The sequence below is a fragment of the Sulfuricaulis sp. genome (assembly GCF_041499725.1).
GTDB lineage: Bacteria > Pseudomonadota > Gammaproteobacteria > Acidiferrobacterales > Sulfurifustaceae > Sulfuricaulis.
In genome coordinates this window covers 25,006-50,540 of record NZ_JBGQKW010000007.1, presented here as the reverse complement: position 1 = coordinate 50,540, position 25,535 = coordinate 25,006, and the positions used below count along the sequence as shown (strand labels likewise).

The 25,535-nt window shown below is 61.6% G+C and carries 28 protein-coding genes and 1 other RNA gene; 18 read left to right on the top strand and 11 right to left on the bottom strand.

Annotation, left to right across the window (positions count from 1 at the left end; genetic code table 11):
• Nucleotides 1-3 precede the first annotated feature (3 nt).
• Together ubiH and pepP are read right to left on the bottom strand one after the other, a co-directional pair.
• Nucleotides 4-1,224 carry a 2-octaprenyl-6-methoxyphenyl hydroxylase gene (gene ubiH, locus ACC569_RS02580; protein WP_372521932.1) on the bottom strand — a complete coding sequence of 407 codons (1,221 nt, stop codon included), beginning with the start codon at nt 1,222-1,224 and terminating at the stop codon, nt 4-6.
• 133 nt (nt 1,225-1,357) lie between these two features.
• Nucleotides 1,358-2,659 (bottom strand): Xaa-Pro aminopeptidase, encoded by a 1,302-nt coding sequence (pepP, locus tag ACC569_RS02575; protein ID WP_372521943.1) that lies wholly within the window; start codon nt 2,657-2,659, stop codon nt 1,358-1,360.
• A 180-nt stretch (nt 2,660-2,839) separates the two neighbouring features.
• Here pepP and ACC569_RS02570 point away from each other — a divergent pair, with 180 nt between their 5' ends.
• The 3 genes from ACC569_RS02570 to ACC569_RS02560 all read left to right on the top strand — a co-directional run bounded on the left by ACC569_RS02570 (nt 2,840) and on the right by ACC569_RS02560 (nt 4,915).
• Complete coding sequence (locus ACC569_RS02570) at nt 2,840-3,253, top strand: PA2779 family protein (protein ID WP_372521931.1); 414 nt, start codon at nt 2,840-2,842, stop codon at nt 3,251-3,253.
• Between the two features lie 47 nt (nt 3,254-3,300).
• Nucleotides 3,301-3,711: a PA2779 family protein gene (locus ACC569_RS02565; RefSeq protein WP_372521930.1), complete on the top strand. Its 411-nt coding sequence runs from the start codon at nt 3,301-3,303 to the stop codon at nt 3,709-3,711.
• Nucleotides 3,712-4,006: 295 nt separating this feature from the next.
• Entirely contained in the window at nt 4,007-4,915 is a 909-nt protein-coding gene (locus ACC569_RS02560; RefSeq protein ID WP_372521929.1) for a PA2778 family cysteine peptidase, read from the top strand.
• Between the two features lie 131 nt (nt 4,916-5,046).
• Here the strand turns inward: ACC569_RS02560 and ACC569_RS02555 are convergent, their stop codons facing one another.
• Nucleotides 5,047-5,604 (bottom strand): UPF0149 family protein, encoded by a 558-nt coding sequence (locus tag ACC569_RS02555; RefSeq protein WP_372521928.1) that lies wholly within the window; start codon nt 5,602-5,604, stop codon nt 5,047-5,049.
• A 114-nt stretch (nt 5,605-5,718) separates the two neighbouring features.
• On the opposite strand from ACC569_RS02555, the gene ACC569_RS02550 reads away from it, so the two are divergent.
• From ACC569_RS02550 to ACC569_RS02515, 8 genes are all read left to right on the top strand, one after another.
• Nucleotides 5,719-5,943, top strand: a complete 225-nt coding sequence (locus ACC569_RS02550; protein ID WP_372521927.1) for a TIGR02449 family protein — start codon at nt 5,719-5,721, stop codon at nt 5,941-5,943.
• Nucleotides 5,944-5,995: 52 nt separating this feature from the next.
• On the top strand, nt 5,996-6,256 hold the full coding sequence (locus tag ACC569_RS02545; RefSeq protein ID WP_372521942.1) for a cell division protein ZapA: 261 nt from the start codon (nt 5,996-5,998) through the stop codon (nt 6,254-6,256).
• Nucleotides 6,257-6,272: 16 nt separating this feature from the next.
• Nucleotides 6,273-6,459: non-coding RNA, 6S RNA (gene ssrS, locus ACC569_RS02540), on the top strand.
• Nucleotides 6,460-6,485: 26 nt separating this feature from the next.
• Complete coding sequence (locus ACC569_RS02535) at nt 6,486-7,076, top strand: 5-formyltetrahydrofolate cyclo-ligase (RefSeq protein WP_372521926.1); 591 nt, start codon at nt 6,486-6,488, stop codon at nt 7,074-7,076.
• A gap of 33 nt (nt 7,077-7,109) precedes the next feature.
• Complete coding sequence (locus tag ACC569_RS02530) at nt 7,110-7,922, top strand: TIGR00282 family metallophosphoesterase (RefSeq protein ID WP_372521925.1); 813 nt, start codon at nt 7,110-7,112, stop codon at nt 7,920-7,922.
• 20 nt (nt 7,923-7,942) lie between these two features.
• Entirely contained in the window at nt 7,943-8,599 is a 657-nt protein-coding gene (locus ACC569_RS02525; RefSeq protein WP_372521924.1) for a glutathione S-transferase family protein, read from the top strand.
• Nucleotides 8,596-9,078, top strand: coding sequence for an EVE domain-containing protein (locus ACC569_RS02520; protein WP_372521923.1), 483 nt, complete (start codon nt 8,596-8,598; stop codon nt 9,076-9,078). Before ACC569_RS02525 ends, ACC569_RS02520 begins: the two co-directional genes overlap by 4 nt.
• Before the next feature lie 2 nt (nt 9,079-9,080).
• Entirely contained in the window at nt 9,081-9,659 is a 579-nt protein-coding gene (locus tag ACC569_RS02515; RefSeq protein WP_372521922.1) for a peptidylprolyl isomerase, read from the top strand.
• 94 nt (nt 9,660-9,753) lie between these two features.
• Here the strand turns inward: ACC569_RS02515 and ilvA are convergent, their stop codons facing one another.
• Nucleotides 9,754-11,268: a threonine ammonia-lyase, biosynthetic gene (gene ilvA / locus ACC569_RS02510; protein ID WP_372521921.1), complete on the bottom strand. Its 1,515-nt coding sequence runs from the start codon at nt 11,266-11,268 to the stop codon at nt 9,754-9,756.
• Between the two features lie 150 nt (nt 11,269-11,418).
• Here ilvA and rpiA point away from each other — a divergent pair, with 150 nt between their 5' ends.
• On the top strand, nt 11,419-12,075 hold the full coding sequence (rpiA, locus tag ACC569_RS02505) for a ribose-5-phosphate isomerase RpiA (protein WP_372521920.1): 657 nt from the start codon (nt 11,419-11,421) through the stop codon (nt 12,073-12,075).
• A gap of 20 nt (nt 12,076-12,095) precedes the next feature.
• Here the strand turns inward: rpiA and ACC569_RS02500 are convergent, their stop codons facing one another.
• Together ACC569_RS02500 and ACC569_RS02495 are read right to left on the bottom strand one after the other, a co-directional pair.
• Nucleotides 12,096-13,490, bottom strand: a complete 1,395-nt coding sequence (locus tag ACC569_RS02500) for a sigma-54-dependent transcriptional regulator (protein ID WP_372521919.1) — start codon at nt 13,488-13,490, stop codon at nt 12,096-12,098.
• A 108-nt stretch (nt 13,491-13,598) separates the two neighbouring features.
• Nucleotides 13,599-15,344, bottom strand: coding sequence for an ATP-binding protein (locus tag ACC569_RS02495; RefSeq protein ID WP_372521918.1), 1,746 nt, complete (start codon nt 15,342-15,344; stop codon nt 13,599-13,601).
• Nucleotides 15,345-15,576: 232 nt separating this feature from the next.
• On the opposite strand from ACC569_RS02495, the gene ACC569_RS02490 reads away from it, so the two are divergent.
• Nucleotides 15,577-15,822 carry a hypothetical protein gene (locus ACC569_RS02490; protein WP_372521917.1) on the top strand — a complete coding sequence of 82 codons (246 nt, stop codon included), beginning with the start codon at nt 15,577-15,579 and terminating at the stop codon, nt 15,820-15,822.
• A gap of 77 nt (nt 15,823-15,899) precedes the next feature.
• On the opposite strand, the gene ACC569_RS02485 is transcribed toward ACC569_RS02490, so the two are convergent.
• Both ACC569_RS02485 and ACC569_RS02480 read right to left on the bottom strand, forming a co-directional pair.
• A complete protein-coding gene (locus tag ACC569_RS02485) occupies nt 15,900-16,445 on the bottom strand; it encodes a hypothetical protein (protein WP_372521916.1) in 546 nt (181 codons plus the stop codon).
• 316 nt (nt 16,446-16,761) lie between these two features.
• A complete protein-coding gene (locus ACC569_RS02480) occupies nt 16,762-17,727 on the bottom strand; it encodes a YbgA family protein (RefSeq protein ID WP_372521915.1) in 966 nt (321 codons plus the stop codon).
• A gap of 127 nt (nt 17,728-17,854) precedes the next feature.
• Here ACC569_RS02480 and ACC569_RS02475 point away from each other — a divergent pair, with 127 nt between their 5' ends.
• The 3 genes from ACC569_RS02475 to ACC569_RS02465 all read left to right on the top strand — a co-directional run bounded on the left by ACC569_RS02475 (nt 17,855) and on the right by ACC569_RS02465 (nt 20,321).
• Nucleotides 17,855-18,598, top strand: coding sequence for a glycerophosphodiester phosphodiesterase family protein (locus ACC569_RS02475; RefSeq protein ID WP_372521914.1), 744 nt, complete (start codon nt 17,855-17,857; stop codon nt 18,596-18,598).
• Nucleotides 18,598-19,767, top strand: a complete 1,170-nt coding sequence (locus tag ACC569_RS02470; protein ID WP_372521913.1) for a glycerol-3-phosphate dehydrogenase/oxidase — start codon at nt 18,598-18,600, stop codon at nt 19,765-19,767. The genes ACC569_RS02475 and ACC569_RS02470 overlap by 1 nt, the downstream gene beginning before the upstream one ends.
• A gap of 188 nt (nt 19,768-19,955) precedes the next feature.
• The gene (locus ACC569_RS02465) at nt 19,956-20,321 is read left to right on the top strand and encodes an RNA recognition motif domain-containing protein (RefSeq protein WP_372521912.1); all 366 of its coding nucleotides are present in this window, start codon (nt 19,956-19,958) and stop codon (nt 20,319-20,321) included.
• Nucleotides 20,322-20,442: 121 nt separating this feature from the next.
• Here the strand turns inward: ACC569_RS02465 and ACC569_RS02460 are convergent, their stop codons facing one another.
• The gene (locus tag ACC569_RS02460; protein ID WP_372521911.1) at nt 20,443-21,576 is read right to left on the bottom strand and encodes a HupE/UreJ family protein; all 1,134 of its coding nucleotides are present in this window, start codon (nt 21,574-21,576) and stop codon (nt 20,443-20,445) included.
• A 47-nt stretch (nt 21,577-21,623) separates the two neighbouring features.
• Here ACC569_RS02460 and ACC569_RS02455 point away from each other — a divergent pair, with 47 nt between their 5' ends.
• Nucleotides 21,624-22,505 carry a DUF4198 domain-containing protein gene (locus ACC569_RS02455; RefSeq protein ID WP_372521910.1) on the top strand — a complete coding sequence of 294 codons (882 nt, stop codon included), beginning with the start codon at nt 21,624-21,626 and terminating at the stop codon, nt 22,503-22,505.
• Nucleotides 22,502-23,170 (top strand): ATP-binding protein, encoded by a 669-nt coding sequence (locus ACC569_RS02450; RefSeq protein WP_372521909.1) that lies wholly within the window; start codon nt 22,502-22,504, stop codon nt 23,168-23,170. Before ACC569_RS02455 ends, ACC569_RS02450 begins: the two co-directional genes overlap by 4 nt.
• 111 nt (nt 23,171-23,281) lie before the next feature.
• Here the strand turns inward: ACC569_RS02450 and ACC569_RS02445 are convergent, their stop codons facing one another.
• Nucleotides 23,282-24,724, bottom strand: coding sequence for an FGGY family carbohydrate kinase (locus ACC569_RS02445; protein WP_372521908.1), 1,443 nt, complete (start codon nt 24,722-24,724; stop codon nt 23,282-23,284).
• Nucleotides 24,725-25,531: a 3'(2'),5'-bisphosphate nucleotidase CysQ gene (cysQ, locus tag ACC569_RS02440; RefSeq protein ID WP_372521907.1), complete on the bottom strand. Its 807-nt coding sequence runs from the start codon at nt 25,529-25,531 to the stop codon at nt 24,725-24,727.
• Between the last annotated feature and the right edge of the window lie 4 nt (nt 25,532-25,535).

Here is a 25,535-nt window from a genome sequence, read left to right as displayed (position 1 = left end):
GGTCTACAACGGCAACCCGCGCGCGAGACGCGGAAGCTTCCCCGCGAGCCCGCTGGTGACACGCACGAAACCACGCTTGATGCCCGGCATCAGGTCCACGGCGAGGAGACCGGCGTTGCGCAACAGCGTGAGCGGAAAAATATTGTTGGAAAAAATCCGGATCAGGCCGTTGGTGAACAGCGAGATCACCTGATTGTCGCGCCGGCGCCAGTCGGCGTAGCGGCGCAGAACCGTGAGGTCGCCAATGTCGTTGCCGGCGCGATGCGCGTCAGCGAGAATATCTGCCACTGCAGCCACGTCGCGCAGGCCCAGGTTGAAGCCCTGCCCGGCCACCGGATGCACCGTGTGTGCGGCGTTGCCGATGAGCGCGAGGCGCGCGCGTACCTGTTCCGGCACGCGCGTGAGCGCGAGCGGATAGGAAGCACGGCGGCCAAGTCGCGTGAAGTCGCCGAGCCGGTCGCCGAAACGCTCCTGAAGCTGGCGCAGAAATTCAGCGTCGCTCCAGCCGAGAATGGTCTTTACCTCCTCCGCGCGCGCGCTCCACACCACGGCGCAGTCGTTCTGCCGCTGCGGCAGCAACGCCAGCGGACCGGTATCGGTAAAGCGTTCGTACGCAGTGTTGCCATGCGGCTGGCTGGCCGTGACCGTGGTCACGATGGCGGTCTGGCGGTATTCGGTGCGCACCGCCTCGATGCCCATGGCCTGGCGCACCGCGGAATGCGCGCCGTCGGCGGCGATAACGAGCCGCGCCGTGAGCATCTTGTCCTTCCCTTCATGATGGACCGTGACCGCAGCGTGGTCTTGTGTAACTCGAATGTCGCGCATCTCCGCCGGGCACAGCCAGTCGATCTGGCGCGAACTCTCCAGGGCCTTGAGCAGCGCCGCGCCGAGCGCGCGGTTGGGCACAACATAACCGAGCGCCGGCAGCCCGGCTTCGGCGGCCGTGAGCCGCGTGACGCCGAAATGGCCGCGATCCGAGATATGAATGCGGTCGATGCGCGTGGTTTCCGGAACGATGCCTTCCCAGACGCCCAGGGTTTCAAAAATACGTTTAGAGCCGTAGGCCAGGGCCAGGGTGCGGTCGTCATAGCCGGGCTGGGAGGAAGCCGCGAGCGGAACCGCCTCGATCACGCCGAGACGCAGGCCACTCGCGCGCAGCGCGCAGGCGAGGCTGGCGCCGACCAGACCGCCGCCGATGATGAGAATGTCGTAATCAGTTTTCATATGATTTTTGAACCGCCAAGACGCCAAGAACACCAAGAAAATCAAAAGAGAACTTGGAGAATCGGACCTCTTAAATAAAACATTTAAATAAATATTGTTTCAGTTGGCGATCTTGGCGCCTTGGCGGTAAAAACTATTTCTTCATCAACAATTCAATTTCATCGACAGCCTTGGGTGCGTCGCGCGACAGCACCTCGCTGCCATCGCGCGTGACCAGTACGTCGTCTTCGATGCGCACCCCGATGTTGCGGAAGCCCGCCGGGATGTCCTTGGCGTCCGCGATGTAAAGTCCCGGCTCCACGGTAAGCACCATGCTGGGCTCAAGCAACCGCCAGGTATCGTCGAGCTTGTAGTCGCCGACGTCGTGCACGTCCAGGCCCAGCCAGTGCCCGGTGCGGTGCATGTAGAAACGCTTGTAATCGCCGCTCTCGATGTGACCGTCCACGCTGCCGTTGAGCAGGCCGAGGTCCCGGAGACCCTGCGTCAGGATACGCACCGCGCTCTCGTGCGGATCGTTCCAGTGCTTGCCCGGCCGCACCTGCTCGATGGCCGCCTTTTGCGCGGCGAGCACCAGTTCATAGACCGCGCGCTGCTCGCCGCTGAAACGCCCGGTGACGGGAAAGCTGCGCGTGATGTCGGCGGCATAGCCGTCGATCTCGGCACCGGCGTCGATCAGCAGCATGTCGCCGGGTTTCAGCTCGGCGCTGTTCTCGGTGTAGTGCAGGATGCAGCCGTTGGCGCCGCCGCCCACGATCGGCGGATAAGCGGGAAACGTGCTGCCGCCTTTCTTGAATTCGTGCAGCAGCTCGGCCTCGATCTCGTACTCCATCATGCCCGGCCGGCACACCTGCATGGCACGCCGGTGCGCCTGCGCGGAAATTTTGGCCGCGCGCTTCATCAGCCGGATCTCCTCCGGTCCCTTGAACAGGCGCATCTCGTGCAGGATGTGATCTAGGTCCACGAACTCGCCCGGCGCGTGCACCCCGTTGCGCGCCTTGCTGCGCACCTCGTTGACCCAGTTCATCAGGTGCGCGTCGAAATCCGGATAGCGCCCCATGCTGTAGAACACCTTCTCGCGGTTCTCGAGCAGACCCGGCAGGATCTCGTCGATGTCGTCGATCGGAAAGGCGTCATCCGCGCCGTAAAGCTCGCGCGCGTCGTCAAGCCCCGCGCGCCGGCCTTCCCAGGTCTCCTTCTCCGGATTGCGTTCGCGGCAGAACAGGATGTACTCGCCGTGTTCGCGTCCCGGCACCAGCACCGCCACCGCCTCGGGCTCGGGAAAGTGCGTGAGATAATAGAAGTCGCTGTCGGCGCGGAACGGATAATGCACGTCGCGATTGCGCACGCGCACCGGCGCGGTCGGCAGGATGGCGACGCCGGCGCGCATGTGGCTCATCAGCGTTTCGCGGCGCTTTTGAAAAACCTTCATGTCCATATCAGGCATTATGCCAAAATCGGGACCCGCTGGTGTGATTCCGGCGGCTTGCTATAATCCCCGCGCAATTGGGCGTATATCCGACAACCGGTATCCTTCGCAAGACCAAACAGGACCGTTACTCCGGTCCGGTCAAATTATGCTGTACCATCTTCATTCCACTCCGCAGGAGACATAACAATGGAAACAATGGAAAAACTTCGTCTTCTCACCAAACCCGTCGGTTATCTGATCATCTTCGGCTTGCTCATGCTGAGTCTGCCTCTGCCCACGGCGCACGCCGGCATGATCGGCACCGAGGCGGTGGTCAACGCCGCCCAGGTGCAACAGGATCGCGAGCGTCTGCGCAACGCCTTCAACCGTGACGACGTGAAGTCCCAGCTCATCGCCCGCGGCGTCGATCCAGCGCAGGTGCAGGCGCGCGTCGACAGTCTGACGGATCAGGAAGTGCAATCCCTGTCCGGCAAGATCGATCAGCTTCCGGCCGGTGGTGATGGCCTTGATCTGCTGGTGTTCATCTTCATCGTGTTGCTGATCACCGACATCCTGGGTTTCACCAACATCTTCCCGTTCGTCAAGCATCCCAAGCGCTGATTCGATTAATGCTTTATCGCATTGCCTACATTCAGGAGATTCGAATAATGGAAATACTTCGTCGTCTTGCCAAACCAGTCAGCCATCTGGTCGTCCTGGGTCTGCTTGCACTGAGTCTGCACTTACCCGCGGCGCACGCCGCGATGATTGGCACCGAGGCGGTGATCAACGCCGCCCAGGTGCAACAGGACCGCGAGCGTCTGCGCGATGTCTTCAGCCGCGACGATGTCAAGGCCCAGCTTCTCGCCCGTGGCGTCGATCCGGCGCAGGTGCAGGCGCGCATCGACAGTCTGACGGATCAGGAAGTGCAATCCCTGTCCGGCAAAATCAATCAACTACCGGCAGGCGGTGACAGCTTGCTCGGGGCGCTGGTGTTCATCTTCATCGTGTTGCTGATCACCGATATTCTCGGTCTCACCAACATCTTCCCTTTCGTCAAGCATCAAAAACGTTATTAATTCGCAGTTCTTCGCGTTAACCGAATGATTGACGTCCCAACCGCCCGGATTTTCTCGGGCGGCGCCTGCGCCCGACTCGCGGACGGTCGCATCCCCGCTTCGCGGGTACGCGCCGGAGCGTTGCCCGAGGGACCCGCGTAAGCGGGATCGGGCAGCGGAGGCGATAATGACGACCGCAATGAACACGGCGCGTTTACATTCCGCCTCGGGGTCGCATCCCCACTGCGTGGGGCCCCTGCTCCGCCCTCGGCGGGCGTCCTGCTCCCTGCTCGCGTGCGCTCTTTTCCTTTTCGTCATGCTGTTCACGTCGGGCTGTGCCACGCTGCAAACCGACCGGGTCCGCGCCACCGCCAACGCCTTCCCGCAACCGGTCGAGCTCACGACCGTTCCATTCTTCCCGCAGGAGGAATACCAGTGCGGTCCGGCGGCGCTGGCGACGGTGCTCAACTGGACCGGTGTCTCGGTCACGCCCGATCAGCTGGCGCCACAGGTTTATCTGCCCGAACGCCAGGGGAGTCTGCAAGTGGAAATGATCGGCGCCGCGCGCCGCCACGGGCGCGTGCCGTACGTGCTGCGGCCGGAGCTCGAGTCGCTGTTTGCCGAGGTGGCTTCCGGCAACCCGGTGCTGACACTGCAGAATCTGAGTTTCTGGTGGTATCCGAAATGGCATTACGCCGTGGTCGTGGGTTTCGACCTGCCGCACGACCGGATCGTGCTGCGCTCGGGGCGCGAGCAGCGTCATGATATCCCCATCGAAATATTTGAACGAACCTGGCGCCGCTCACATTACTGGGCGATGGTGGTTCTGCCGCCGGATCAATTGCCATTCACCGCCGAAGAGATCCCGTATGTGCAGGCGGTCGCGCCGCTGGAACGGATCGCGCGCTGGCCGGAAGCACAGACAGCTTATGCCATCGCGCTCAAGCGCTGGCCGAAGAGTCTTGCGGCAAGGATGGGTCTGGGCAACAGCCGCTACGCGCTGGGGGATGTGTCAGGCGCCGAAAAGGCATTCCGGGAAGCAACACAGGACCATCCCGAAGCCGCCCCGGCGTTCAACAATCTCGCGCAGGCGCTGGCGGATCAGCACAAATGGCCGCAGGCGCGCGCCGCCGCGCTACGCGCCGTGGAGCTGGGCGGGCCGCAGACCGAAACCTTCCGCGAGACATTGAAACAAATCGAGGCACGACTCGAAAACAACAATTGACAGGATTTTCAGGGTGAAGCGGGGATGTCGCCGAACGGGTGCAACGGTTTTTGTTGCACCCTGGGCCACAAAGTGTCTTCGTCTATTTCCGGCTCGTCCTGTTAATTCTGTCTATATTTTTCTCACTGCTCTTAGTGCTTCGCGGTGGGCGGCTGCAACTCCTCGAACACGAGCTGCACGCCCACGCGCAGGTATTCGACTATCTCGACGAGTGCCCTGGCCTCTTCCTCATCCGCCAGCGCGCCATCCAGTTCAGCTTCGGAGAGGCGGGTGATGTCGCGCACGACCTCGCCGGCGTCGCCCGGCAGCTTCTGTGATTCCTTAACGCCCCCGGCATACAGGCCGAAGAGATAACCGCGGCACCAATCCGTCAGCGCCTCGATCTGCTCGGCGAGGCTGTGGTCATCGCCGGGGAGCAACGGCACAAAATCGCATTCCACCCCGCTCAGGTGCGCGTAAGCGGATCGGTGCATCGCCGCCAGCAACTGCGCCAGCGCCTCCGGCGCTTCACGGCTTCTTCCTGCCTCGCGACCGAGGACCAGTTCCTGCCAGGCCACGCCGGCGCCTTGCGGCGCGCACAGCACGCCGGTGATGATGCCATGCGCCTCGGCCACGCCGGTGGTGACACCGGCTTCGTGCAGCAGACGCGCCGCATGGTCATAGGCGGGAAGATCGGGGGTAGTTTCCACAGTGCGCGAACGCCGCCTGGCGGCGGTCCGTATTGGGGGGAGGGAAAGTCTACACCCGCGCGGCCGGCTCCGGAAGCGTTGACCGATACCGGCGTCGGTCCTATAGTGGCACATATGGCCAACGACGATCGCGCGGAAAGCACGGACCTCAAGATTCTGGAAAGCCGCATTGATGAACTCATCGAGACCTGCCGGCGTCTCAAGAGCGAGAATCACTCGCTCAAGTCCGAGCAGAGCAACCTGAACGAACAGCACACGCGGCTGATGGAGAAAACCCGTGTCGCCCGCGCGCGCATCGAGACGATGATCGACCGCCTCAAGGCGCTGGAGCGCAGCTGACGTGAAAGAAACTCGCGACGGTGTGACCGTCACCATTCTCGGCAAGGAGTTCATGGTGGCCTGTCCCGAGGACGAGCGTGCCGCGCTGGTGGCGGCGGCCGGCTACCTCGACAAAAAGATGCGCGAGATCCAGACGAGCGGCAAGGTCATCGGCACCGAGCGCACCGCGGTCATGGCCGCGCTCAACATCGCGCATGAATTCCTCGACTTGCGCAACCGCGGCGGCATGGCTATTGACACCGTGCAGAAAATCAAATTCCTCCAGACCAAGATTGACGCCGCGTTGCGCTGGGATGCACAAACCCGCCAATAGGTATATATTTGTATTGCGCCCCCTGCGGTGTGCGTGACTGCTCCAGTTATCCTCTGAACCTATAAGTGCTTTTTACGGGAGCCGGATTGTAGATGCTGTTGTGCATGCCCGCCTCGTAGCGGGAAGCCTGATGCATCTCTGAGGCACCCACTTGAACCTCACGGTTCAAGGCTACGGAGCAACACGGCATCTGCGGAGGGCGCCTTTCTTTTTTTCCTTGACGAATTCCGTGCCCACAGAAAAATCCGACCTGCGCCGCACCCTGCGCACCCGACGCCAATCGCTGTCCGCCGAAGATCAGAAGCTCGCGGCGCGCGCGCTCGCCATGAACGTGGCGGGCACGCGCCTGTTTCTCGTGAGCCGGCGCATCGCCTGTTATCTCCCGAACGACGGAGAGATTGACACCCGCCTTGTCATCGAGCACATCCGCCGCCTGCGCAAAATCCTTTACCTGCCGGTGCTCTCGCCGCTGGCCCACGACCGGTTGTGGTTCGCCGAGGCCAAACCCAAGACCAAGCTGGTCCCCAACTGCTTCGGCATCCCCGAGCCGGCGGTGCCGGCGCGCAATCTGGTGCGGGCGCAGGAGCTGGATCTGATCCTCATGCCGCTGGTGGGCTTCGACGACCACGGCAACCGGTTGGGCATGGGCGGGGGCTTCTACGACCGCAGCCTGGAATTCCTGCGTCACCGTACCCGCTGGCACAAGCCACAGGTGCTCGGAATCGCGTATGATTTCCAACGGATCAACGGATTGACGCCCGATTCCTGGGACATTCCCCTGCAGGGTGTCATCACCGACCGGGCAGTCTATCTTTATTAACAGCTCATCGATTTATTCGAAAAGGTAAGCATCATGAATCTGCTTTTTATCGGCGACGTGGTCGGTCAACCCGGACGGCGCGCCATTTCCGATCAACTCCCCACCCTGCGCCAACGCTTCAAGCTCGATCTGGTCGTGGCCAACGCCGAGAACATCGCCGACGGCGCCGGCATCACCCGCAAGACAGCGAACGAGCTGTTCGCCGCGGGCGTGGACGTGCTGACCAACGGCAACCACGCCTGGGACAAGAAAGAAGCCCTCGAATACATCACTGCCGAACCGCGCCTGCTGCGCCCGCATAATTACCCGGACGGCACGCCCGGCACCGGCTGGTTCGTGGCCACAACCGCCGTCGGGCACAAGGTCGGCATTCTCAATCTCATGGGCAACGTCTTCATGCACCCGCATCTCGCCTGCCCGTTCGCCGCCGCCGAACGCGCCCTCGCGGCGAAACCGGACGACGTCAAGCTGGTGCTCGTGGACCTGCACGCCGAAGTCACCAGCGAAAAAATGGCCATGGGCTGGTATCTCGACGGACGCGTGAGCGCCGTCGTCGGCACGCATACGCATGTGCCGACCGCCGACGAGCGCGTGCTGCCGCGCGGCACCGGCTACATCACCGACGTCGGCATGACCGGCTGCTATGAATCCGTCATTGGCATGGATACGCAGAAATCCCTCAAGCGTTTCGTGCAGAAACTGCCCGAACGTTTCGAGGTGGCGGAAGGCCTCGGCACCATTTGCGGCGTGCTGCTCGACCTCGATGAAGGTACCGGCCTGTGCCGCACCATCACACGCCTGCGCGTTGACGAAAACATCTCTCAGGCCAAGATCAGGGTCGCCTAGTCTTCGGGATGCCGTCCGGGATGGACCTCACCCTCGTCATCGGCAACAAGAATTATTCCTCCTGGTCGCTGCGGCCGTGGCTGCTGCTGAAACAGGCGGGAGTTCCTTTTCGGGAAGTGTCCGTCTCGCTCTACACTGAAACTTCGGGCGCCGAGATCAGGAAGTACTCGCCCTCGGGCAAGGTGCCGGTACTGATCGACGGCAAAATCACGGTGTGGGAGTCGCTCGCAATCGGCGAATATCTCGCCGAAAAATTTCCGCACAAACATCTGTGGCCGACCGACCCGGCGGCACGCGCCATGGCGCGGTCCGTGGCCACCGAGATGCACGCGGGCTTCGGTGCCCTGCGCCAACACATGTCCATGAACTGCCGCAAACATCTCCCCGGCAAGGGCCGCACACCCGAGGTGCTGAAGGACATCGCGCGCATTACGGCATTGTGGAACGACTGCCGCGCGCGTTTCGGCAAGGGCGGCGGTTTTCTGTTTGGAAAATTCAGCGTTGCCGACGCCATGTACGCGCCGGTGGCGCTGCGCTTCATGACCTACGCGGTCGAGCTCGACCCGGTCTGCGCGGCCTATGTCCAGACCATCACCGCCCTGCCGGCGATCCAGCAATGGGTCGCTGACGCGCGCGCCGAAACCGAGGTCATCCCGCAATTCGAGCCGTACGCATGAACTACTGGCTGATGAAATCCGAACCCGAGGCGTTCAGCATCGCCGACCTCAAATCGCGCCCGAAAAAAACCGAGCATTGGGACGGCGTGCGCAACTACCAGGCGCGCAATTTCATGCGTGCCATGAAAAAAGGCGACCTCGCGTTTTTCTACCATTCGAGCTGCGCGGTGCCGGGTGTCTATGGCATCATCGAGATTGCGCGCGCGGCCTACCCCGATCCCACCGCCTGGGACCCGGAAAACCATCATTACGACCCGAAGAGCACGCCGGAACGGCCGTTGTGGGACATGGTGGACGTATGCTTCCAGCACGAATTCAAGCGGCCGGTCACGCTCTCCGCCATCAAGGCACAGACGGCGCTGAAAAACATGCGGCTGGTGCAGCGCGGCAGCCGGCTGTCGGTCATGCCGGTCACCGCCAAGGAATGGAACGTCATCCTGAAATTGGAAAAAATTGTTGAATCGACCCCGGAGGAATGAACATGAAAAAATTATTTGCCGTCGTGCTCGCCCTGACCGTCATCCTGCCTTTCGCGGCCATCGCCGCCGCCGCGGACAATCCGCGTGTGCGCATGACCACCAGTCTCGGCGTGATCGAGATCGAGCTGGACGCGAAGCACGCGCCGGACACGGTGAAAAATTTCATGAATTACGTCGAGAACGGTTTCTACAAGGACACGATTTTCCACCGCGTGATTCCCGGCTTCATGATCCAGGGCGGCGGCTTCCGTCCGGGCATGGACGAAAAGGTCAAAGGCCCGCCGATCCGCAACGAAGCCGACAATGGATTGAAGAACCTCGCCGGCACCATCGCCATGGCGCGCACGCCCGACCCACACTCCGCCGCGGCGCAGTTCTTCATCAACACCGTGGACAATCCCGCGCTCGATCACCGCGATAAAACGACGCCGGGCTGGGGTTATGCCGTGTTCGGAAAAGTGACGAAAGGAATGGATGTGGTGAAGAAGATCGAGTCAGTATCGACCCATAACGTGGGACCGTTTCAGAATGTACCGGTGAAGGATGTGGTGATAGAGAAAGTGGAATTAATTAAGAAATAATGGCGGGTGACTCGTCCCCCGCAATCATTCCTGTCATTCCCACGGAAACTCTCTTCGTCGTCATCCCCGCGTAGGCGGGCATGACAAAGAAGGATTAACTCAGAAACAGCTTATACGCCGGATTCCCCGTCTCCTCAGCATATTCATAACCGAGCGTATCCAGAAACTTCTGGAATTTCTTTTTGTCCTGCGGCGGGACCTGCATGCCGACCAGCACCCGGCCGAAATCGGCACCGTGGGAGCGGTAGTGAAACAGGCTGATATTCCAGCTTCCGCCCATCTTGTCGAGGAAGTTCATGAGCGCGCCAGGGCGCTCGGGAAATTCGAAGCGGTAGAGGATTTCGTTGACCGCGTTCGGCGCGCGGCCGCCGACGAGGTGACGGATGTGCAGCTTGGCCATTTCGTTGTCGGTCATGTCAAGCGTGGCGTAACCCTGGGAACGCAGCGTGGCCACGAGCTTTTTAGCATCCGCGGTGTCCGGCGGGATCTGCACGCCGACGAAAATGTGCGCCGCTTTGGGATCGGCGAAACGGTAATTGAACTCGGTGATGTTGTGATCGCCGAGGATGGTGCAGAACTGCTTGAGCGCGCCGGGGCGCTCGGGAATCGTGACCGCGAAGATCGCCTCGCGCCGTTCGCCGACCTCGGCGCGCTCGGCGACATAACGGAGACGATCGAAATTCACGTTCGCCCCGGAGGCGATGGCGATGAAATTCTTGTCCTTGAGTTTTTTTCCCTCGGCGTAGCGCTTCAGGCCCGCGTAGGCGAGTGCGCCGGCCGGTTCGAGGATCGAGCGGCGGTCCTCGAAGATGTCCTTGATCGCGGCGCAGATCTCGTCGTTCGTGACCACGACCATGTCGTCCACGAACTGCTTGCACAGCTTGAAGGTCTCCTCGCCGACCTGGCGCACGGCGACGCCGTCGGCGAAGATGCCGACGTGGTCGAGCAACACGCGCTTGCCGGCCTTAAGCGAGCGTTCCATGGCGTCGGCGTCTTCCGGCTCGACGCCGATGATCTTCACCTCCGGGCGCAGTTGTTTGATGTAAACGGCAATACCGGAGATCAGCCCGCCGCCGCCCACCGGCACGAACACGGCGTCGAGCGCGCCGGTGTGCTGCTTGATGATCTCCATGCCGATCGTGCCCTGCCCGGCGATCACCTCCGGGTCATCGTAAGGATGCACGAAGGTGAGCTTGCGCTGGGTCGCGATCTCGCGCGCGTGGGCGTAGGCCGCGTCGTAATTGTCGCCGTGCAGCACCACCTTGCCGCCGAAGCTGCGCACCGCATCCACCTTGATCTGCGGGGTGGTGCGCGGCATGACGATGGTTGTCGGGGCGCTGAGCCGGTAGCCCGCGAGCGCCACGCCCTGCGCGTGATTGCCGGCGGAGGCGGCGACCACGCCCTTTTTCAGCTCCGCGGCGGATAACCCCGCCATCTTGTTGTACGCGCCGCGGCATTTGAACGAGAACACCGGCTGCTCGTCCTCGCGCTTGAGCCAGACGCGGTTGCCGGTGCGGCGCGACAGGATCGGCGCGTAGTCGAGCGGCGTCTCGCGCGCGACGTCATAGACTCGGGTGGTGAGAATCTTTTTTAGGTATTTTTGCGGCATCTTGCTCTCTTACCTCGCCCTTCCCCTGTAAGGGCGAGCGGGAGGTTGGCGTGAATCCCTGATATGACCCGATAATCTAGCATGAAGGAGGCTTCATTATTACACGGATAATGGGTATTCTGGCGCCCTTTCAGGCATCTCGAGAACATCATGACCCCGGACGAAAAGAAGAAAGCGGTCGCGCTGGCGGCGCTGGAATACGTGGAATCCGGCTGGGTGATCGGCGTCGGCACCGGCTCCACCGCTAACTGTTTCATTGATGCGTTATCCAAGATCAAGGGCAAGCTCGACGGCGCGGTACCCAGTTCCAATGCCACAGCAGAGCGGCTCAGGAAAATCGGCATTCAGGTGCTCGATCTCAACACCACCGGCGACCTGCCGCTGTACGTGGACGGGACGGACGAGGCCACCAAGCACCTGCACCTCATCAAGGGCGGCGGCGGCGCGCTGACGCGCGAGAAGATCGTCGCGGCCGCGAGCCAGAAGTTCGTCTGCATCGCCGACGATTCCAAGCTCGTCGGCGTGCTCGGCAAGTTTCCGCTGCCGGTCGAGGTCATCCCCATGGCACGCAGCTATGTCGCGCGCCAGATTGTGCAGCTCGGCGGCCAACCGGTGCTGCGCGACAACTTCAAGACCGACAACGGCAACATCATTCTCGACGTGCACAATCTGAGCATCATGAACCCGGTGGAGCTCGAGGAGAAACTCGATCACCTCGCCGGCGTGGTCACCAACGGCCTGTTCGCGCGTCGCCCGGCGGACGTGCTGCTGCTCGCTTCCGACCAGGGCGTGCGCAAACTCACCTAGTCAGACTGACGCCGTGGCACTCAGTTGACCACGCGGTTGATCTGAATATTGAGCTTCTTGATGCGGTGCCACAGGCTGCGCTCGGTGACGCCGAGGCGCTTGGCGGCGTGCGCCTGCACGCCCTTGCATTGCGACAGCGCCTCGAGGATGGCGCCGCGCTCGACCTCCTCCAGCCAATGGTCCAGATTTTTTTCGCCCAGCTTGTTGAGTGAAAAGCGCTCCGCGCCGCCGGCCGGCACGCTGCCGGCGGCGATTGCTCCGGGCAGATCCTCGACATCGATCGTCTGTCCGCGGCACGACAACAACGAGCGCTCCACGGTGTTGCGCAGCTCGCGGACGTTGCCGGGCCAGCCGTAGCGCTCCAGAACCTCCAACGCCGCGGGCGTAAAGGCCGTCACCTTTTTGTCCATCTCGGTGGCCAGCTCACGCAGGAAGGTCTGCGCCAGCAGCGGGATGTCCTCGTGCCGCGTCCGCAGCGGCGGGGCGACAATGCTATAGACGTCCAGGCGGTAGAGCAGATCCTCGCGAAACTTGCCCTCGCGCACGTACTCCTTCAGATCGCGGTTGGTGGCGGCGATGAAGCGCACGTCCACGGTCCGCAACTGATTCGAACCGACCGGAGAGAATTCGCGTTCCTGCAGCACGCGCAGTAACTTGGCCTGCAGCGAGGCATCGAGATCGCCGATCTCGTCGAGAAACAGCGTCCCGCCCTGCGCCTGCTCCAACCGGCCCGGGCGATTCTGGCTCGCGCCCGTGAACGCGCCCTTGACGTAACCGAACAGCTCGGACTCCATGAGGTCGCGCGGAATCGCGGAACAATTGATCGCCACCCAGGAACGTTCGTGCCGCGGCGAGAGTTCGTGGATCGTGCGCGCCACCAGTTCCTTGCCGGTGCCGGATTCGCCCGTGATCAGCACGCCGGTCTTGTACGGTGCCACGCGCCGAATCTCCTCGAGCAACTGTTGCGCGACCCGGCTTTCGCCGACGAGGCGCTTGGTGCCGCGCGATTCGCTGACGGCGGCTTTGAGCTGGGCGTTCTCGCGCAGGATGTCGCGCAGCTTGATGGCGTTGTGCACCGCGATCTCGACCTGTTCGGGCTCGAAGGGTTTGGTGAGATAGTCTGCTGCGCCGTCGTGGATGCTCTTGACCGCGGAGCGGATGGTGCCGTGCGCCGTGACGATGATCACCGGCACGTCCGGCCGGTCCTTGCGGCAGCGGATGACGAAGGCCTCGCCGCCCATGCCGGGCATCTTGAGGTCGCTGAGCACCACGTCGAGGTTCGGGTTCTGTATGTGCGCCAGCGCCGCCTCGCCGCTGTCGGCGACGAGCACCTCGTGACCGGCGCCTTCCAGCACCATGCGCATCACCGCCTGCATGTTCTGTTCGTCATCCACCACCAGTACGGTTCGTTTCATGATGCTGCCTCCATTAATGCCTCACCGCACCTGATGCCCCGTTGTCGGCAGCCTGGCGGCAATTCGCCGGTCGCACCTGCCACTTCGTGGCAGGCACTGCTCTGCGGCTCATGCCGCCGCTCCTTCATGTACCTGAAACCGCATGACGAACCGGGCGCCGCTGCCCTCGGGAGGCATGGCCTCGAGCCGCCCGCCATTGGCTTCCACCAGCGTGAAAGCGATGGTGAGCCCGAGACCGGTGCCCTGTTCCTTGGTCGTGAAAAACGGCTCGAACAGACGCGGCATGATATCCGCCGGCAAGCCGGGCCCGTTGTCCTCGACCGACAGAGTGACCTGCCCGTTCTCGACACCGGAGCGGAGTTTGAGAATCGCCTCTTTCCCACTCATGGCCTGCAACGCGTTGGTGAAGACATTGCTCCAGGCTTGCTGCAGCAGACCGGGGTCGGCCTTGATCTTCGCGTCGCCGTGATCGAACTGCCTGTGCACCGTCACCGGGGGAGTGCCCGCCAGCGCCAGATCGAGCGCGCGCGTCAGCGGCTGTGCGGGGTCGATCACGGCAAACGACGGCTGACGGTGACGCGACAATTGCAGGAAGTCCTGCACCAGATTCGACACGCGCAGGCTTTCCTCGCGGATCATGCGCGTCAGTTCCGCCCGCTTCTCCGGCGCATAATCCGGCTTGTCGAGCAGCGCCGCCGAGGTGTTGATGATGCCGATGGGATTGCGGATTTCATGCGCCAGCGCCGCCGACAGCTCCCCCATCGCGGTCAGCTTGTCTTTCTGGAAACGCTGTGCCTGCTCGTCGCGCGCCTCGCGCAGGCGCGCGGCCATGGCGTTGAACGCCTTCGCCAGATCGCCCAGTTCGTCGTTGGACGTGATCGGCACGTTGGCGCTGAAATTCTGGCCCGCCAGCTGCATGACGCCGTTGCGCAGGTACTGAAGCGGTCGCACCACCAGACGCGACAGCAGCAGGCCGGTCAGGCCGCCGATAACGATTCCCAGCAACGAGATGGACAGAAACAAGGCGACACGGTTGGTGAGCACTTCCTGCACGCCGCGGCGCTCCAATCCGCTGAACATGATCGCCTCCACGCGTCCGGTGGGATCCACGATGGGCGTGTAGAGCCCGCGGTACTGTCCGTTCTCGGCCTCCAGGCTGTAGTAGGATTTCTTGCGCTTCTCCAGCCGGTCCAGTGCCGAAGCCGGAAGGTGTTTGAGTGCGATCACTTCGCCCGGTTCCGAGAAAAGATCGAAATAATTCTTGCCTTCGCGGTAATAGAGACGCGCCTTCAATCCGGTCAGTTGCGCCAACTCGTCGGTGAAATCCTGTCCCAGCAAGCTGCCCAGCACCAGGTAGTAGCGCGGCTTGCCGTGACGCGGGATCGGCGTGATGCCCACCGCCGCGAGCATGGTCTTCTGCTTGCGCACCACCTTGAGCACCGCCTCGGTCTGGCCGCGGTCCCACAGTGCGTTGACCTCCACGGGGATCGAGGAGTACAGCAGTTTTTTGTCCGGTGTGTAGAGCTGAATGAGATTGATGCTCAACTCCTGGGAGATGCGCCGCACCGGTAAGGGAATCGCTTCCTCGGGGTTGCGCTCGATATTGGCCACGTATGCCGGATCGTCGGCAAGCACCCGTCCGAGCATGACGGCGTCGTTCTGGTAGGCCTGCAGCCAGTTCTGGTTGGCACGGGCCGCATCCACGATCCACTGTTCCAGACGCTTTTCAAAACTGATCGAGACCCATTCGGCGGCCAACCAGCCGGCCACCAGCATGGGCACAATCACGATCACGGAAATTACCAACAACACCTTGCGCTGGAGACGGCCTAATCTGAAAAGTCTGGGTGGCATGAGTTTTTTTGAAATGTCGTGAGCTACAAATTTTGATGCTTGCTACAAAATCCAAGCATAGCGCAGTTCGGGAATTTTATATATCTACATGATTTTAAGCATATTAAATGTCATCTGATGTTGGCACAGCGATTGCTTTTGTAGTTAGCAATGGTGGCGGAAATCAAGCCGTATCTTCCATCAGATACTGATACTGAAAAACGATGTTCACCCTCTCAAGGAGTTTTTAAATATGAAAAAGTCACTGACCAGCCTGTTTGCTCTGGCGTTCGTCCTCATGTTTGGCCTGGTGCACGCTGCCGATGCCGAGAAGAGCACGGCCCCGGCTGCCAAGGCCGATGCCGCTGCTCCGGCTGATGCCAAGAAAGATGCAAAAGATGCCAAGAAAGAAAAGAAGATGAAGAAGAAGAAGGCCGCCAAGAAAGACAAGAAAGAAACGAAGGAAGCCGCTCCGGCCGCTCCGGCCCCGGCGAAGTAATCTTCCGCTTCATGTTGTAAAACAAAGCGCCCCAGTTGGGGCGCTTTGTTTTTTGTTTTGCGGTTCCCGGCAGACTGTTATTTCTTGGCCGGAGCCGCTTTCTGCTTCGAAGGCCTGGTGGCTTTTTTTCCAGCCTTTTTCGGCGCGCTATGTTTTGTCGCCGGTTTCTTTCCCAGCGCCTTGGCCGGAGCCGCTTTGAGGCGTTGCATCAGTCCGCGAATATATTCCATGCGTTCCTGCAGACGCTGGACAGCGGTTTTGGCGGCATCCGCGCCAGTTTCGCCGGGCTTGAGCATGCGATAGGCCATTTCAATCACGTCATCATCCAACGCGACAAAACGTCCCGACCGAGGTCCGGCCATTCGGCATACCTCCTCCACGTTCTGCTTGGCGCGCAGGTTGATCTCGTGTAATTGTTTCGCGCGGTCCGGACCAACCCAGCTGACAATCGTCCATTGATCTCCCGGCGCCCCCGGCTTGGCGAGATATCCCTGCCATACCTGCACCGCCGTCTGACATTCCTTCACTGCGGCATCCAGCCGGGCCAGCACGTCGGCACGCTGCTTCTGCCGGTCTGCTTTCCAGCGCATCACCAGTTCAATCGCTCGATCCAGGCTGTCCATTGTCGTCTCCATGTCCACTATTGGAAGAATGCGGTGCATTTCCGCGGTTCGGTTCATTTATTTTGAGACAAGGTTCCGGCACTGACAAGGTGAATGCCAACAAAAATATACCGCCCGTCTGCTGGATTTATAGTAGTCCAGATACTCAGCGCCGAGCCAGCTTTGCCTTGGGAAGGCGGCGCTTGCCGGCAAACCGGATGGCCAGTATGCCCGCCAGGCACGCCAGCACCGCGCCGACCAAGGACAGGATGTCCGGAATCCCGCCCTAGATACGCCTCCCGCGGATGAAGATTGTCGGAATGCACACGGCGGTGTTCTAGAGACCGCCGCGCAGCAGCAGCTCACGCGGGTCGGGATGAAGATATGTCTGGTGCATGATGGTCGGGTCGGGAAAGCGCCGGAAATAATGCCTGAGCAGCGTCAGCGGTGCCGCGAAGAGCGTCTCACCGCGCCGATAGGCATGGATCATCTCGAGCAATTCGGCCTTGTCTTCGGCGTCGAGTTGCAGTTTCAGATAACCCATCAAATGCATCATGACATTGGCGTGCCGCGCCGGCGACGCCGGCCGCTGGAGCGCAACCATTAACCGGTGAATGTAATCATGCCCAAACTCTTTCAGGTTGCACCGCCCGGTCTGAGCCACCAGCCGGCCGAGCGCGCGGTAGGCCTCGACGTCATGTGCCATGAGCGCGAGCTTGTGATGCGTGTGAAACTCCACCAGCCGCGAGGCGGACAGCCCGCGTGCCATGAGTTCCTGCCAGCGCCGGTAAACAAAAACGCGCTCGATGAAGTTTTCCCGCAGGCGCGGATTACTGAGCCGGCCTTCTTCCTCCGCCGGCAACCAGGGCTGCGCGGAAAGAAATGCGTCGGCGTAGATTCCGCGTCCGTTCGCGGCGGGTGCGCCCCCAGCCTGGTAAACCTTGACGCGTTCCAAGCCGCAACTGGGCGATTTGCTTTTGAAGATATAGCCGCTGAGGTTTTCAAGCGCGTGCGCTTGGCGCTTTCCGTAGGCGGCGAGCTTGTCCGTCACGTCGATTGACGCATCCTTCACACCCACGGCACGTGGTGACGCGGGTGAACCCACCAGCCGTATCGGCGGGCGCGGAATTCCCAGGCCGATGGCGACCTCGGGACAGACGGGTACCCATTCGAAAAACTGCCCGAGCGTGCCGGTCAGAAAACTGTCGTGCTTATGATTGCCGTCAAAACGCACCTTCTGGCCCAGCAGGCAACTGCTGATGCCAAGACGAATTCTGGAGCCGTGGCCGTCCGTGGTTTTCATGGTGTCTTTGAGCCGGTGTTGCGTCGCACCCATTCTAAATCAGATCGGTCATTATCGTCGTTTCAGGCAATTCAAAATCCATGGGGAGTAAGGAACGGTTTAAACAGATAGTGCTAAAGTTAGGTTCATGGTCATCCCGCAACTAGTGGGGCACAGGGGATACCCCCGGCATTACCCGGAGAACACCCTGGTCGGCATCGAGGCCGCCGTGGCCGCCGGTGCGCGCTTCGTCGAGGTGGATGTGCAGATCTCCCGCGACCGGGTGCCGGTGCTGTTTCACGATCGTGGCCTGAAGCGCATCTGCGGCGTGGACGGCAGAATACAAGATTACCGCTATGACGAGCTATGGGCGTTTCGCGCGCGCGAGCCGGATAAATTCGGCGACCGTTTCAACGACGTGCACATCACCCGTCTGGCCGAGCTCGGACATTTCCTGCAGCGCCACCAGGACGTCACCGCCTTCATCGAACTCAAGCGCTCCAGTCTCGAACACTTCGGCGTCGAAACGATGTTGAGCCTCGTGCGGCGCGCGCTCAAGCCGGTGCTCAAACAGTGCGTGCTGATCTCCTACGCCCTGGAAGCCCTGCTCACGGCGCGCCGTAACGGCTGGCGACAGATCGGCGTAGTCATCGATCGCTGGGACGAACGCCAACAGGAACTCATTGCCGCCATCCAGCCGCAGTTTCTCTTCTGCGACGTCGACGATCTGCCGCGGAAAGGAGAACTCCGGATCCAGGGCATGAAACTCGTCATCTTCGAAGTAGCGGAACCGCGCGTGGCGCTGGACCTGGCCGAGCGCGGCGTCGATTTCATCGAGACCTTTGCCGTCGGCGAGATGCTCCAGGAACTTGCGCGTCCGGACGCTCGCTGATGTCCGCGGCGGATTACGACGTCGTGGTCATCGGCGGCGGCATCCACGGCGTGGGCGTGGCCCAGGCGGCCGCGGCCACGGGTTACTCGGTATTACTGCTCGAACGCGCGGCATTGGCGAGCGGCACCTCCAGCCGCTCGAGCAAACTGATCCACGGCGGGTTGCGCTATCTTGAAAGCGCCCGGTTCGGGCTGGTGCGCGAATCACTGCGCGAACGTGAAATTCTCCTGCGGATCGCGCCCGGCCTGGTGCACCGGGTTCCGTTCCACATTCCCGTCTACGGCAATAGCCGCCGCCCAGCGTGGATGATCCGCGCCGGACTCAGCCTCTACGCCCTGCTCGGCGGACTTTCCCGTCATGCGCGCTTCGACACCCTGCCACGCGCGCGCTGGGACGGTCTCGACGGGCTCGATACCCGTGGCCTGCAAGCGGTGTTTCGCTACGAGGACGCGCAGACCGACGACGCTCTGCTGACACAGGCGGTGATGCGCTCGGCGCAGAAATTCGGAGCCGAACTGCACTGCCCGGCGAACTTCCTGTCGGCCAGGCGGACTGACGATATCTTCGTGGTGCATACTCTCGAGGGTGGGAATGAACACACCTGCCGCGCCAGAACCCTGGTGAACGCGGCCGGCCCGTGGGTCGGCACGGTGCTCGAACGCATCACGCCGCGTCCCGCGGTGCTGCCGGTGGATCTCGTCCAGGGTGCGCACATCGTTGTTGGAAACGAAACCCTCCATGGCATCTATTACCTGGAAGCGCCGCAAGACGGGCGCGCCGTGTTCGTCATGCCTTGGCAGGAGCACACCCTGGTCGGCACGACGGAAACCCCCTTCGACGACGATCCTTCGGCAGTGAGCGCGCGACCGGAGGAAATCACTTATTTACAGGAAACGCTGTGGCGTTATTTCCCCGGCCATCGCGGCAAGCTGCTCGGCAGCTTTGCCGGCCTGCGCGTGTTGCCGCATGGCTCCGGAGCAGCATTTTATCGCTCGCGCGAAACCATCCTGCACCCGGACAATACCGATCGTGTGCGGCTCGTTACCGTCTACGGTGGGAAACTCACGGGCTACCGCGCGACTGCGGTCAAGGTAATGCGCCTGCTGAAAAAATCCCTGCCCGCGCGCGCGCCGCGCGCCGATACGTCCGAAATCAGCCTTTCACCCTGACCTGTGCTTTTGTCGTTCAGCGGCCTGAAATGAGTCTTTTCAGGTTCGCAATTCGCATCGACATTGGTTCCAAACTCCTTGGTACACATGATATTTTTATCCGCACGGGAAAGACCACTTGTCAGCCCTGCATCGCATGCAGAGAATGATGCAAAATAATTAGATCATCAGGTCACCCAGGGGCGGGAATGAATATCTTCGTGGGCAATCTCACGGCGGCGGTCACGGCGGAGGATCTGCGCCGGTTGTTCGGCGGTTATGGCACGATCATCAACGCCATCGTCATGCGCGACACCGCCACCGGCTTGCCGCTGGGCTACGGCCATGTGTATCTGGTGCCGGAGCAGGCCGCCTGCGAAGCGCTCGTAAACCTGCACAACACCATGCTGAATGGCAGTCACTTATCCGTGCGCGAGTGTGTCTACCGTTCGCGTCCGGAACAACGCGTGAAGCGCCAATCGTGGCGAGGGGTGGAACGGCGCGTGGCCGGGGCGCGACGTCATAACGATTACGATCTCTCCGCGCCTTTATCCTGGCAACAGCGAACCGGCTAGGGACGTTCTGAATAATTCAAATCACCCGTGGACATGGAACTTTAAGCCTCTGATTTTGATAATGCGTTTTATATTCATGGAGCGAAAACCATAATTAATCAGAACGTCCCTAGGGTTGCGCTCAGCCGAAGATTCGCTGCACCGTCCAGTAAAATCCGACCGCGGCAATCAGGATCGAGAGCGGACGCACGATACGTTGGTGATACCACGGCTTATTCTTCCACCACATACCGACCAGCAGATAAGCCAAGGTGATGATGCTGAGCTGGCCCAACTCCACGCCGAGATTGAACGTCAGCAGCGCCGTCAGGAATTCCGAGCGCGGCAGGCCGATTTCACTCAACACCCCGGCGAATCCCATCCCGTGCAACAGGCCGAAGCCGAACACCACGAACGCGCGCCATGGTTTCAATTCGGAAGTGATTACATTTTCGATCGCCACGTACACAATGGAGGCGGAGATCAGCGGCTCCACGATCGCCGGTGACAACGAAATGAACCCGTAGATGGACAGACCCAGCGTGATGGTGTGGGCCACCGTGAAAGACGTGATTTGAATCAGCAGCGGCTTCCATTTCACGCTGAGCAGAAACAGGCCGAGCACGAAGAGGATATGATCCAGCCCCTTGGGCAGGATATGCGAGAACCCGAGCGCGGTGTACTGCTGCACGACCTCGCCGCGCGCCACCGGTTTCACTTCCCCGGCCAGTGGATACGGCTCGCTCCGAGTGCCTTCCTTTAGCCAGAACGCCGTCATGCCTTCACGGCCTTCCCGCTGCAAACGCAACACGCTGGAACCGAACTCCGGTGCGTAGGTCCAGCGGAACTCGCGTGCGCCGGCGGGCACGGTTCCCGCCAGATGCAGCGTGCTCAACCGCGCGCGTTGCAGATCGCCCGCGTCCGGCACCTCGATCGTTTCGAGTACCGGGCTGGCCCGCGCGCCGTCGAATTCAATGGCAATACCGGCGAGATAGTTCCTGGAAAAATCCTGGATGCGCGCCTTCAGTTCCGCGGCCGGCGACGCGCGCAGCTGATTGTAGGTGCGCGCATTCGGCGATTCATTGGTATCGGCGTGCTTCGGACTGACGCCGGCGAGCACCGCCTCCATGTTGGCGGAGATGTCGATTTGATAACGGCCGTCGGTCTTGAACGTGACCGTCACGATGGCCGGTCGGATTTCGTGCGCCATCGAACCGAACGGCCAGCACAACGCCGCCAGTGCGAGCAGGACACACCAGAAATGATCTTTCATCATGGCGACAACAAAGAGTTCCGCGTAGAGGTGTTCAGAGGGGCTGTGTTATGCTTGAACTGCTTCCGGTTCAACTGTCTGCCAGTCCACACGCCGCCATGTTCTCCCAAAAACACCGTCAGTCTACTGTAAAAAAAGCGCGCCGGCGCGCGACACTGTTCTATTTTGTTTGCTTTGTCCCGGCGGTTCAGGCCCATGATTTCTGGATCGAGCCCGAGAGCTTCCGTCCGGCCGTCGGACAGAAAGTTCCCGTGCATCTTTACGTGGGCATGGATTTCAAGGGGGAACCGGCGCCGTATATCCCGGAATGGTTCGAACGCTACGTTTATGTCAACGCCCAGGGAGAGAAACCCGTCTCCGGGCTGCCGGGCGACGACCCGGCCGGCACGGTGCCGATCACAGCGGCGGGCTTGACGGTCATCGGTTACCGCAGCGCGAAATTCTCCGTGAGCTTCGACACCGCGGAGGAATTCGAAAAGTACCTTATCAAGGAAGGGCTGGAGCGAAACCTGGCGCTGCTGAACAAGGGCAAACCGTCGCAAGGGAAAATCACGGAAAACTATTCGCGCTGCGCCAAGGCGCTGGTCATGAACGGCACTGCCGCGACACCGGCGGATCGGGTGCTGGGCTTCCGCATCGAGTTGGTCGCGGAAAAAAGCCCCTATGCCGGCAACGGACCGATTCCCTTCCGCCTGCTGTATGAAAACCGGCCGCTCGCCGGCGCGCTGGTGGTCGCCTTCAACAAGGCCGCGCCGCTCGACAAGCTCAAGGCACGCACCGACCAGGAAGGACGCGTCACCTTCGATATCAAGCCCCATGGCACCTGGCTCGTGACCGCCGTGCACATGATCCCGGCGCCAAGCGGCAGCGAAGCACAATGGGAAAGCATCTGGGCCTCACTCAGTTTCGAGCGGCCGGGAGGAAAACCATGAGCAAACCGAAGCTGCTGTTGTCGTGGTCGAGCGGTAAGGACAGCGCTTGGGCACTGCACATCCTGCGCGCGCAGAACCGACATGAAATTGTCGGTCTCGTCACCACCGTCAATGAAAATTTCGCGCGTGTGGCGATGCACGGCGTGCGCGAGGAGTTGCTCGTGGCGCAGTCCGCGGCGGCCGGCGTGCCGCTGTGGCGCGTGCCGCTCCCGCATCCCTGCCCGAATATCGAATACGAACAACGCATGCGCGTCTTGATTGAACGCGCGGTCGCGGCCGGCGTAACGCACATGGCCTTCGGTGATCTGTTTCTCGAGGACATACGAGCCTACCGTGTCAAACAGCTCGCCGACACCGGCATCACACCGGTATTTCCGATCTGGGGTCTGGACACGACGCGGCTGGCGCGTGACATGGTGCGCTCCGGGTTGCGCGCGAAATTGAGCTGCGTGGATCCCAAGTATTTGGCGCGCGAATTTGCCGGGCGCACGTTTGACGACACGCTGCTCGATGAACTGCCATCGGATATTGACCCCTGCGGCGAGAACGGTGAGTTTCACAGCTTCTGCTACGCCGGACCGATGTTCGCCCGACATATCGCGGTGCAGACGGGCGAGGTGGTGGAGCGCGACGGATTCGTGTTCGCAGATCTTCTGGCGGGATAATGACTTTTTCAAGGAGGCGACCATGAAAACAATTATCTTATTGGTGACAGCCCCGCGCCCGGCCCGAAGGACCGCATTCTGGTCGAGGACAAACCCTGACGATCGGCGGCTCTATAGTGCGCGTTGCATCTCCGCGCGCCAGCGCTGGTAGCGTTGCCTGAGTCCGGAATTTTGTTTTGGCTCGAACGGCGTTCCCGGTTTTTCCTCCGGCCAATCACCGGGAAATCCCGCCAACAGATACGCCGTCCCGCGCGCGGTGGCTTCATGCTCCGCCGGCCGATACAGTGCCAAACCACTTAAATCCGAAATCCGTTGACACAGGCCATCGTGGCGCGCCAGTCCGCCGCTCGCCACAAGACGCGCCGGGGCTGGCGGAAGTTTTTGCATGAGTTCAAGATTTGTCTGAAGCAAAAATACAATGGACTCGACCACCGCCACCGCCTTTTGCCACGGCTCACCGTCGCCGATCAAACGCGAGTCGAATTCCGCCACCCAGTACGGCGCACCCAGGCCGCCGATGCCATTGAGAAAAAGCGGAATATCGCCTGCACGTGCCAACCACCCTGGCAAACGCGCCTCGATATTTTCCAGCCCCCATTCCTGTTCTGTCCATTGAAGCGCCGCACCGGCACCGTTGACGGTGCCTTCCAGTACGAGGACGGCCCGGTCCACGTCACGATAAACCATGCCGGTGAGAAGACCGTCGGCTTCCGGCGCCTGGTTGAAGGCGCGCTGGATGAACGCGCCGGTTCCCATGTTGATATAAACGGCTTCCGGTTGCGGGGCGCCGAGCGAAAACAGCGCCGCTGACTGATCGCCGGTGGCGACGGTCAATGGAACGCGACGTTGATTCACAGTCAGGGTGCCGAAGGGATAATGCGTGGGCACACAGCGCGGCAGCAACTGCTTGGGCACGCCGAAGCGCTCGAGGAGCCACGGATCCCAATCCATGCTGCGGATATCCCACAGCAGCGTGCGCGCGGCGTTGGCGGGATCGGCCAGCAGCGGCTTTTCCTCGAGCAGCCGGAACAGCAGAAAGCTGGCGAGTGGTCCCATGGCGAGGCGTCCTTCGCGCCGGGCCGCCGTTACCGCCGGCAGATGATCGAGGCACCAGCGCAACTTGGAAGCGCCGTAATGCGCCGAAAGCCTGAGCCCGGTGCGCTGATGGACTTCGCCGGCATGTGCTGAAAACCGGCCGAGCCATTCATATGCGCGCCGGTCCTGCCAGCTGATGACGGGCGACAACGCCACGCCCGTGCGCCGGTCCCAGCAGACGATGCTCGCGCGCTGCGTGGCGATACCCGCGCTGGCGATATGATCGGCTCGATCGCCGAGAGAAGTCACCGCTTCCACGATTGAATCCTGAAGCGAAGCCACCAGTTCTTCCGGGTCCTGTTCCACCCGATCCGGCGGCAGTACCTGGACACCGACTTCGCGCAGCGAACTGGCGTGCAACACACCGCGGCCGTCAAACACCAGCGCGCGGCTCGCGTGTCCGCCCTGGTCGATACAAAGATAAAGTGGGTTTGGGGATATCGTCGGAGAGCGCACCATTCACGCGGCGGGAAGGTAGCGGTACCAGTCGTAATCGCCGGCGGCGCTCACCAGGAACCAGGGATTCAGCAGCGAGGGTTTGTTGTAGACCAGCGGCTGTCGGTGGAGATCAGTCACGCGCCCGCCGGCGGCCTCGACTACGCATTGCGCCGCCGCCGTGTCCCACTCCATCGTCGGGCCGAGACGCGGATACACGTCGGCCGCGCCTTCCGCGACCAGACAGAGTTTGAGCGCGCTACCCATGCTCACGATATCATGTTCGCCGATATTTTTTAGAAACGCCTCGGTTTCCTTGCCGGCATGCGAACGGCTCGCCACCACGATCGGCTTGCCGCCGTCAAAACGGCGCACGCGAGTGGGTTGAACCGCACACTCGCCTTTCTGTTTGTACGCCCCCTGTCCCGCGCAGGCGTAATAGGTGAGCGCCGGCACCGGCACGTACACCACGCCCAGCACCGGTCGGCTCTCTTCGATCAGGGCGATGTTGACGGTGAACTCGCCGTTACGGTTGATGAATTCCTTGGTGCCGTCAAGCGGGTCCACGAGCCAGAACCGTTTCCAGCCGGCGCGCGTATCGTAATCGACCGCGGCCGATTCCTCCGACAGCACCGGGATATCGGGTGTCAGCGCCTGAAGCTGTGAGACGATGATCTCATGCGCGGCGCGGTCGGCCTCGGTCAGCGGCGTACGGTCTTCCTTGTGCTCCACCTTGAACTCGCGCTCGTACACGTCGAGGATACACCGGCCCGCGGCGTGCGCGATCTCGCGCACCGCCTGCAGATGAACGCCGGGATTGAAATCCGTCACGCGC

What these genes read in the sequence shown, in the direction of transcription:
- ubiH (WP_372521932.1), bottom strand. Translation starts at nt 1,224, where the DNA reads ATGAAAACTGATTACGACATTCTCATCATCGGCGGCGGTCTGGTCGGC.
- pepP (WP_372521943.1), bottom strand. Translation starts at nt 2,659, where the DNA reads ATGGACATGAAGGTTTTTCAAAAGCGCCGCGAAACGCTGATGAGCCAC.
- ACC569_RS02570 (WP_372521931.1), top strand. Translation starts at nt 2,840, where the DNA reads ATGGAAACAATGGAAAAACTTCGTCTTCTCACCAAACCCGTCGGTTAT.
- ACC569_RS02565 (WP_372521930.1), top strand. Translation starts at nt 3,301, where the DNA reads ATGGAAATACTTCGTCGTCTTGCCAAACCAGTCAGCCATCTGGTCGTC.
- ACC569_RS02560 (WP_372521929.1), top strand. Translation starts at nt 4,007, where the DNA reads ATGCTGTTCACGTCGGGCTGTGCCACGCTGCAAACCGACCGGGTCCGC.
- ACC569_RS02550 (WP_372521927.1), top strand. Translation starts at nt 5,719, where the DNA reads ATGGCCAACGACGATCGCGCGGAAAGCACGGACCTCAAGATTCTGGAA.
- ACC569_RS02545 (WP_372521942.1), top strand. Translation starts at nt 5,996, where the DNA reads ATGGTGGCCTGTCCCGAGGACGAGCGTGCCGCGCTGGTGGCGGCGGCC.
- ACC569_RS02530 (WP_372521925.1), top strand. Translation starts at nt 7,110, where the DNA reads ATGAATCTGCTTTTTATCGGCGACGTGGTCGGTCAACCCGGACGGCGC.
- ACC569_RS02525 (WP_372521924.1), top strand. Translation starts at nt 7,943, where the DNA reads ATGGACCTCACCCTCGTCATCGGCAACAAGAATTATTCCTCCTGGTCG.
- ACC569_RS02520 (WP_372521923.1), top strand. Translation starts at nt 8,596, where the DNA reads ATGAACTACTGGCTGATGAAATCCGAACCCGAGGCGTTCAGCATCGCC.
- ACC569_RS02515 (WP_372521922.1), top strand. Translation starts at nt 9,081, where the DNA reads ATGAAAAAATTATTTGCCGTCGTGCTCGCCCTGACCGTCATCCTGCCT.
- ilvA (WP_372521921.1), bottom strand. Translation starts at nt 11,268, where the DNA reads ATGCCGCAAAAATACCTAAAAAAGATTCTCACCACCCGAGTCTATGAC.
- rpiA (WP_372521920.1), top strand. Translation starts at nt 11,419, where the DNA reads ATGACCCCGGACGAAAAGAAGAAAGCGGTCGCGCTGGCGGCGCTGGAA.
- ACC569_RS02500 (WP_372521919.1), bottom strand. Translation starts at nt 13,490, where the DNA reads ATGAAACGAACCGTACTGGTGGTGGATGACGAACAGAACATGCAGGCG.
- ACC569_RS02495 (WP_372521918.1), bottom strand. Translation starts at nt 15,344, where the DNA reads ATGCCACCCAGACTTTTCAGATTAGGCCGTCTCCAGCGCAAGGTGTTG.
- ACC569_RS02490 (WP_372521917.1), top strand. Translation starts at nt 15,577, where the DNA reads ATGAAAAAGTCACTGACCAGCCTGTTTGCTCTGGCGTTCGTCCTCATG.
- ACC569_RS02485 (WP_372521916.1), bottom strand. Translation starts at nt 16,445, where the DNA reads ATGGACAGCCTGGATCGAGCGATTGAACTGGTGATGCGCTGGAAAGCA.
- ACC569_RS02480 (WP_372521915.1), bottom strand. Translation starts at nt 17,727, where the DNA reads ATGAAAACCACGGACGGCCACGGCTCCAGAATTCGTCTTGGCATCAGC.
- ACC569_RS02475 (WP_372521914.1), top strand. Translation starts at nt 17,855, where the DNA reads ATGGTCATCCCGCAACTAGTGGGGCACAGGGGATACCCCCGGCATTAC.
- ACC569_RS02470 (WP_372521913.1), top strand. Translation starts at nt 18,598, where the DNA reads ATGTCCGCGGCGGATTACGACGTCGTGGTCATCGGCGGCGGCATCCAC.
- ACC569_RS02465 (WP_372521912.1), top strand. Translation starts at nt 19,956, where the DNA reads ATGAATATCTTCGTGGGCAATCTCACGGCGGCGGTCACGGCGGAGGAT.
- ACC569_RS02460 (WP_372521911.1), bottom strand. Translation starts at nt 21,576, where the DNA reads ATGATGAAAGATCATTTCTGGTGTGTCCTGCTCGCACTGGCGGCGTTG.
- ACC569_RS02455 (WP_372521910.1), top strand. Translation starts at nt 21,624, where the DNA reads ATGCTTGAACTGCTTCCGGTTCAACTGTCTGCCAGTCCACACGCCGCC.
- ACC569_RS02450 (WP_372521909.1), top strand. Translation starts at nt 22,502, where the DNA reads ATGAGCAAACCGAAGCTGCTGTTGTCGTGGTCGAGCGGTAAGGACAGC.
- ACC569_RS02445 (WP_372521908.1), bottom strand. Translation starts at nt 24,724, where the DNA reads ATGGTGCGCTCTCCGACGATATCCCCAAACCCACTTTATCTTTGTATC.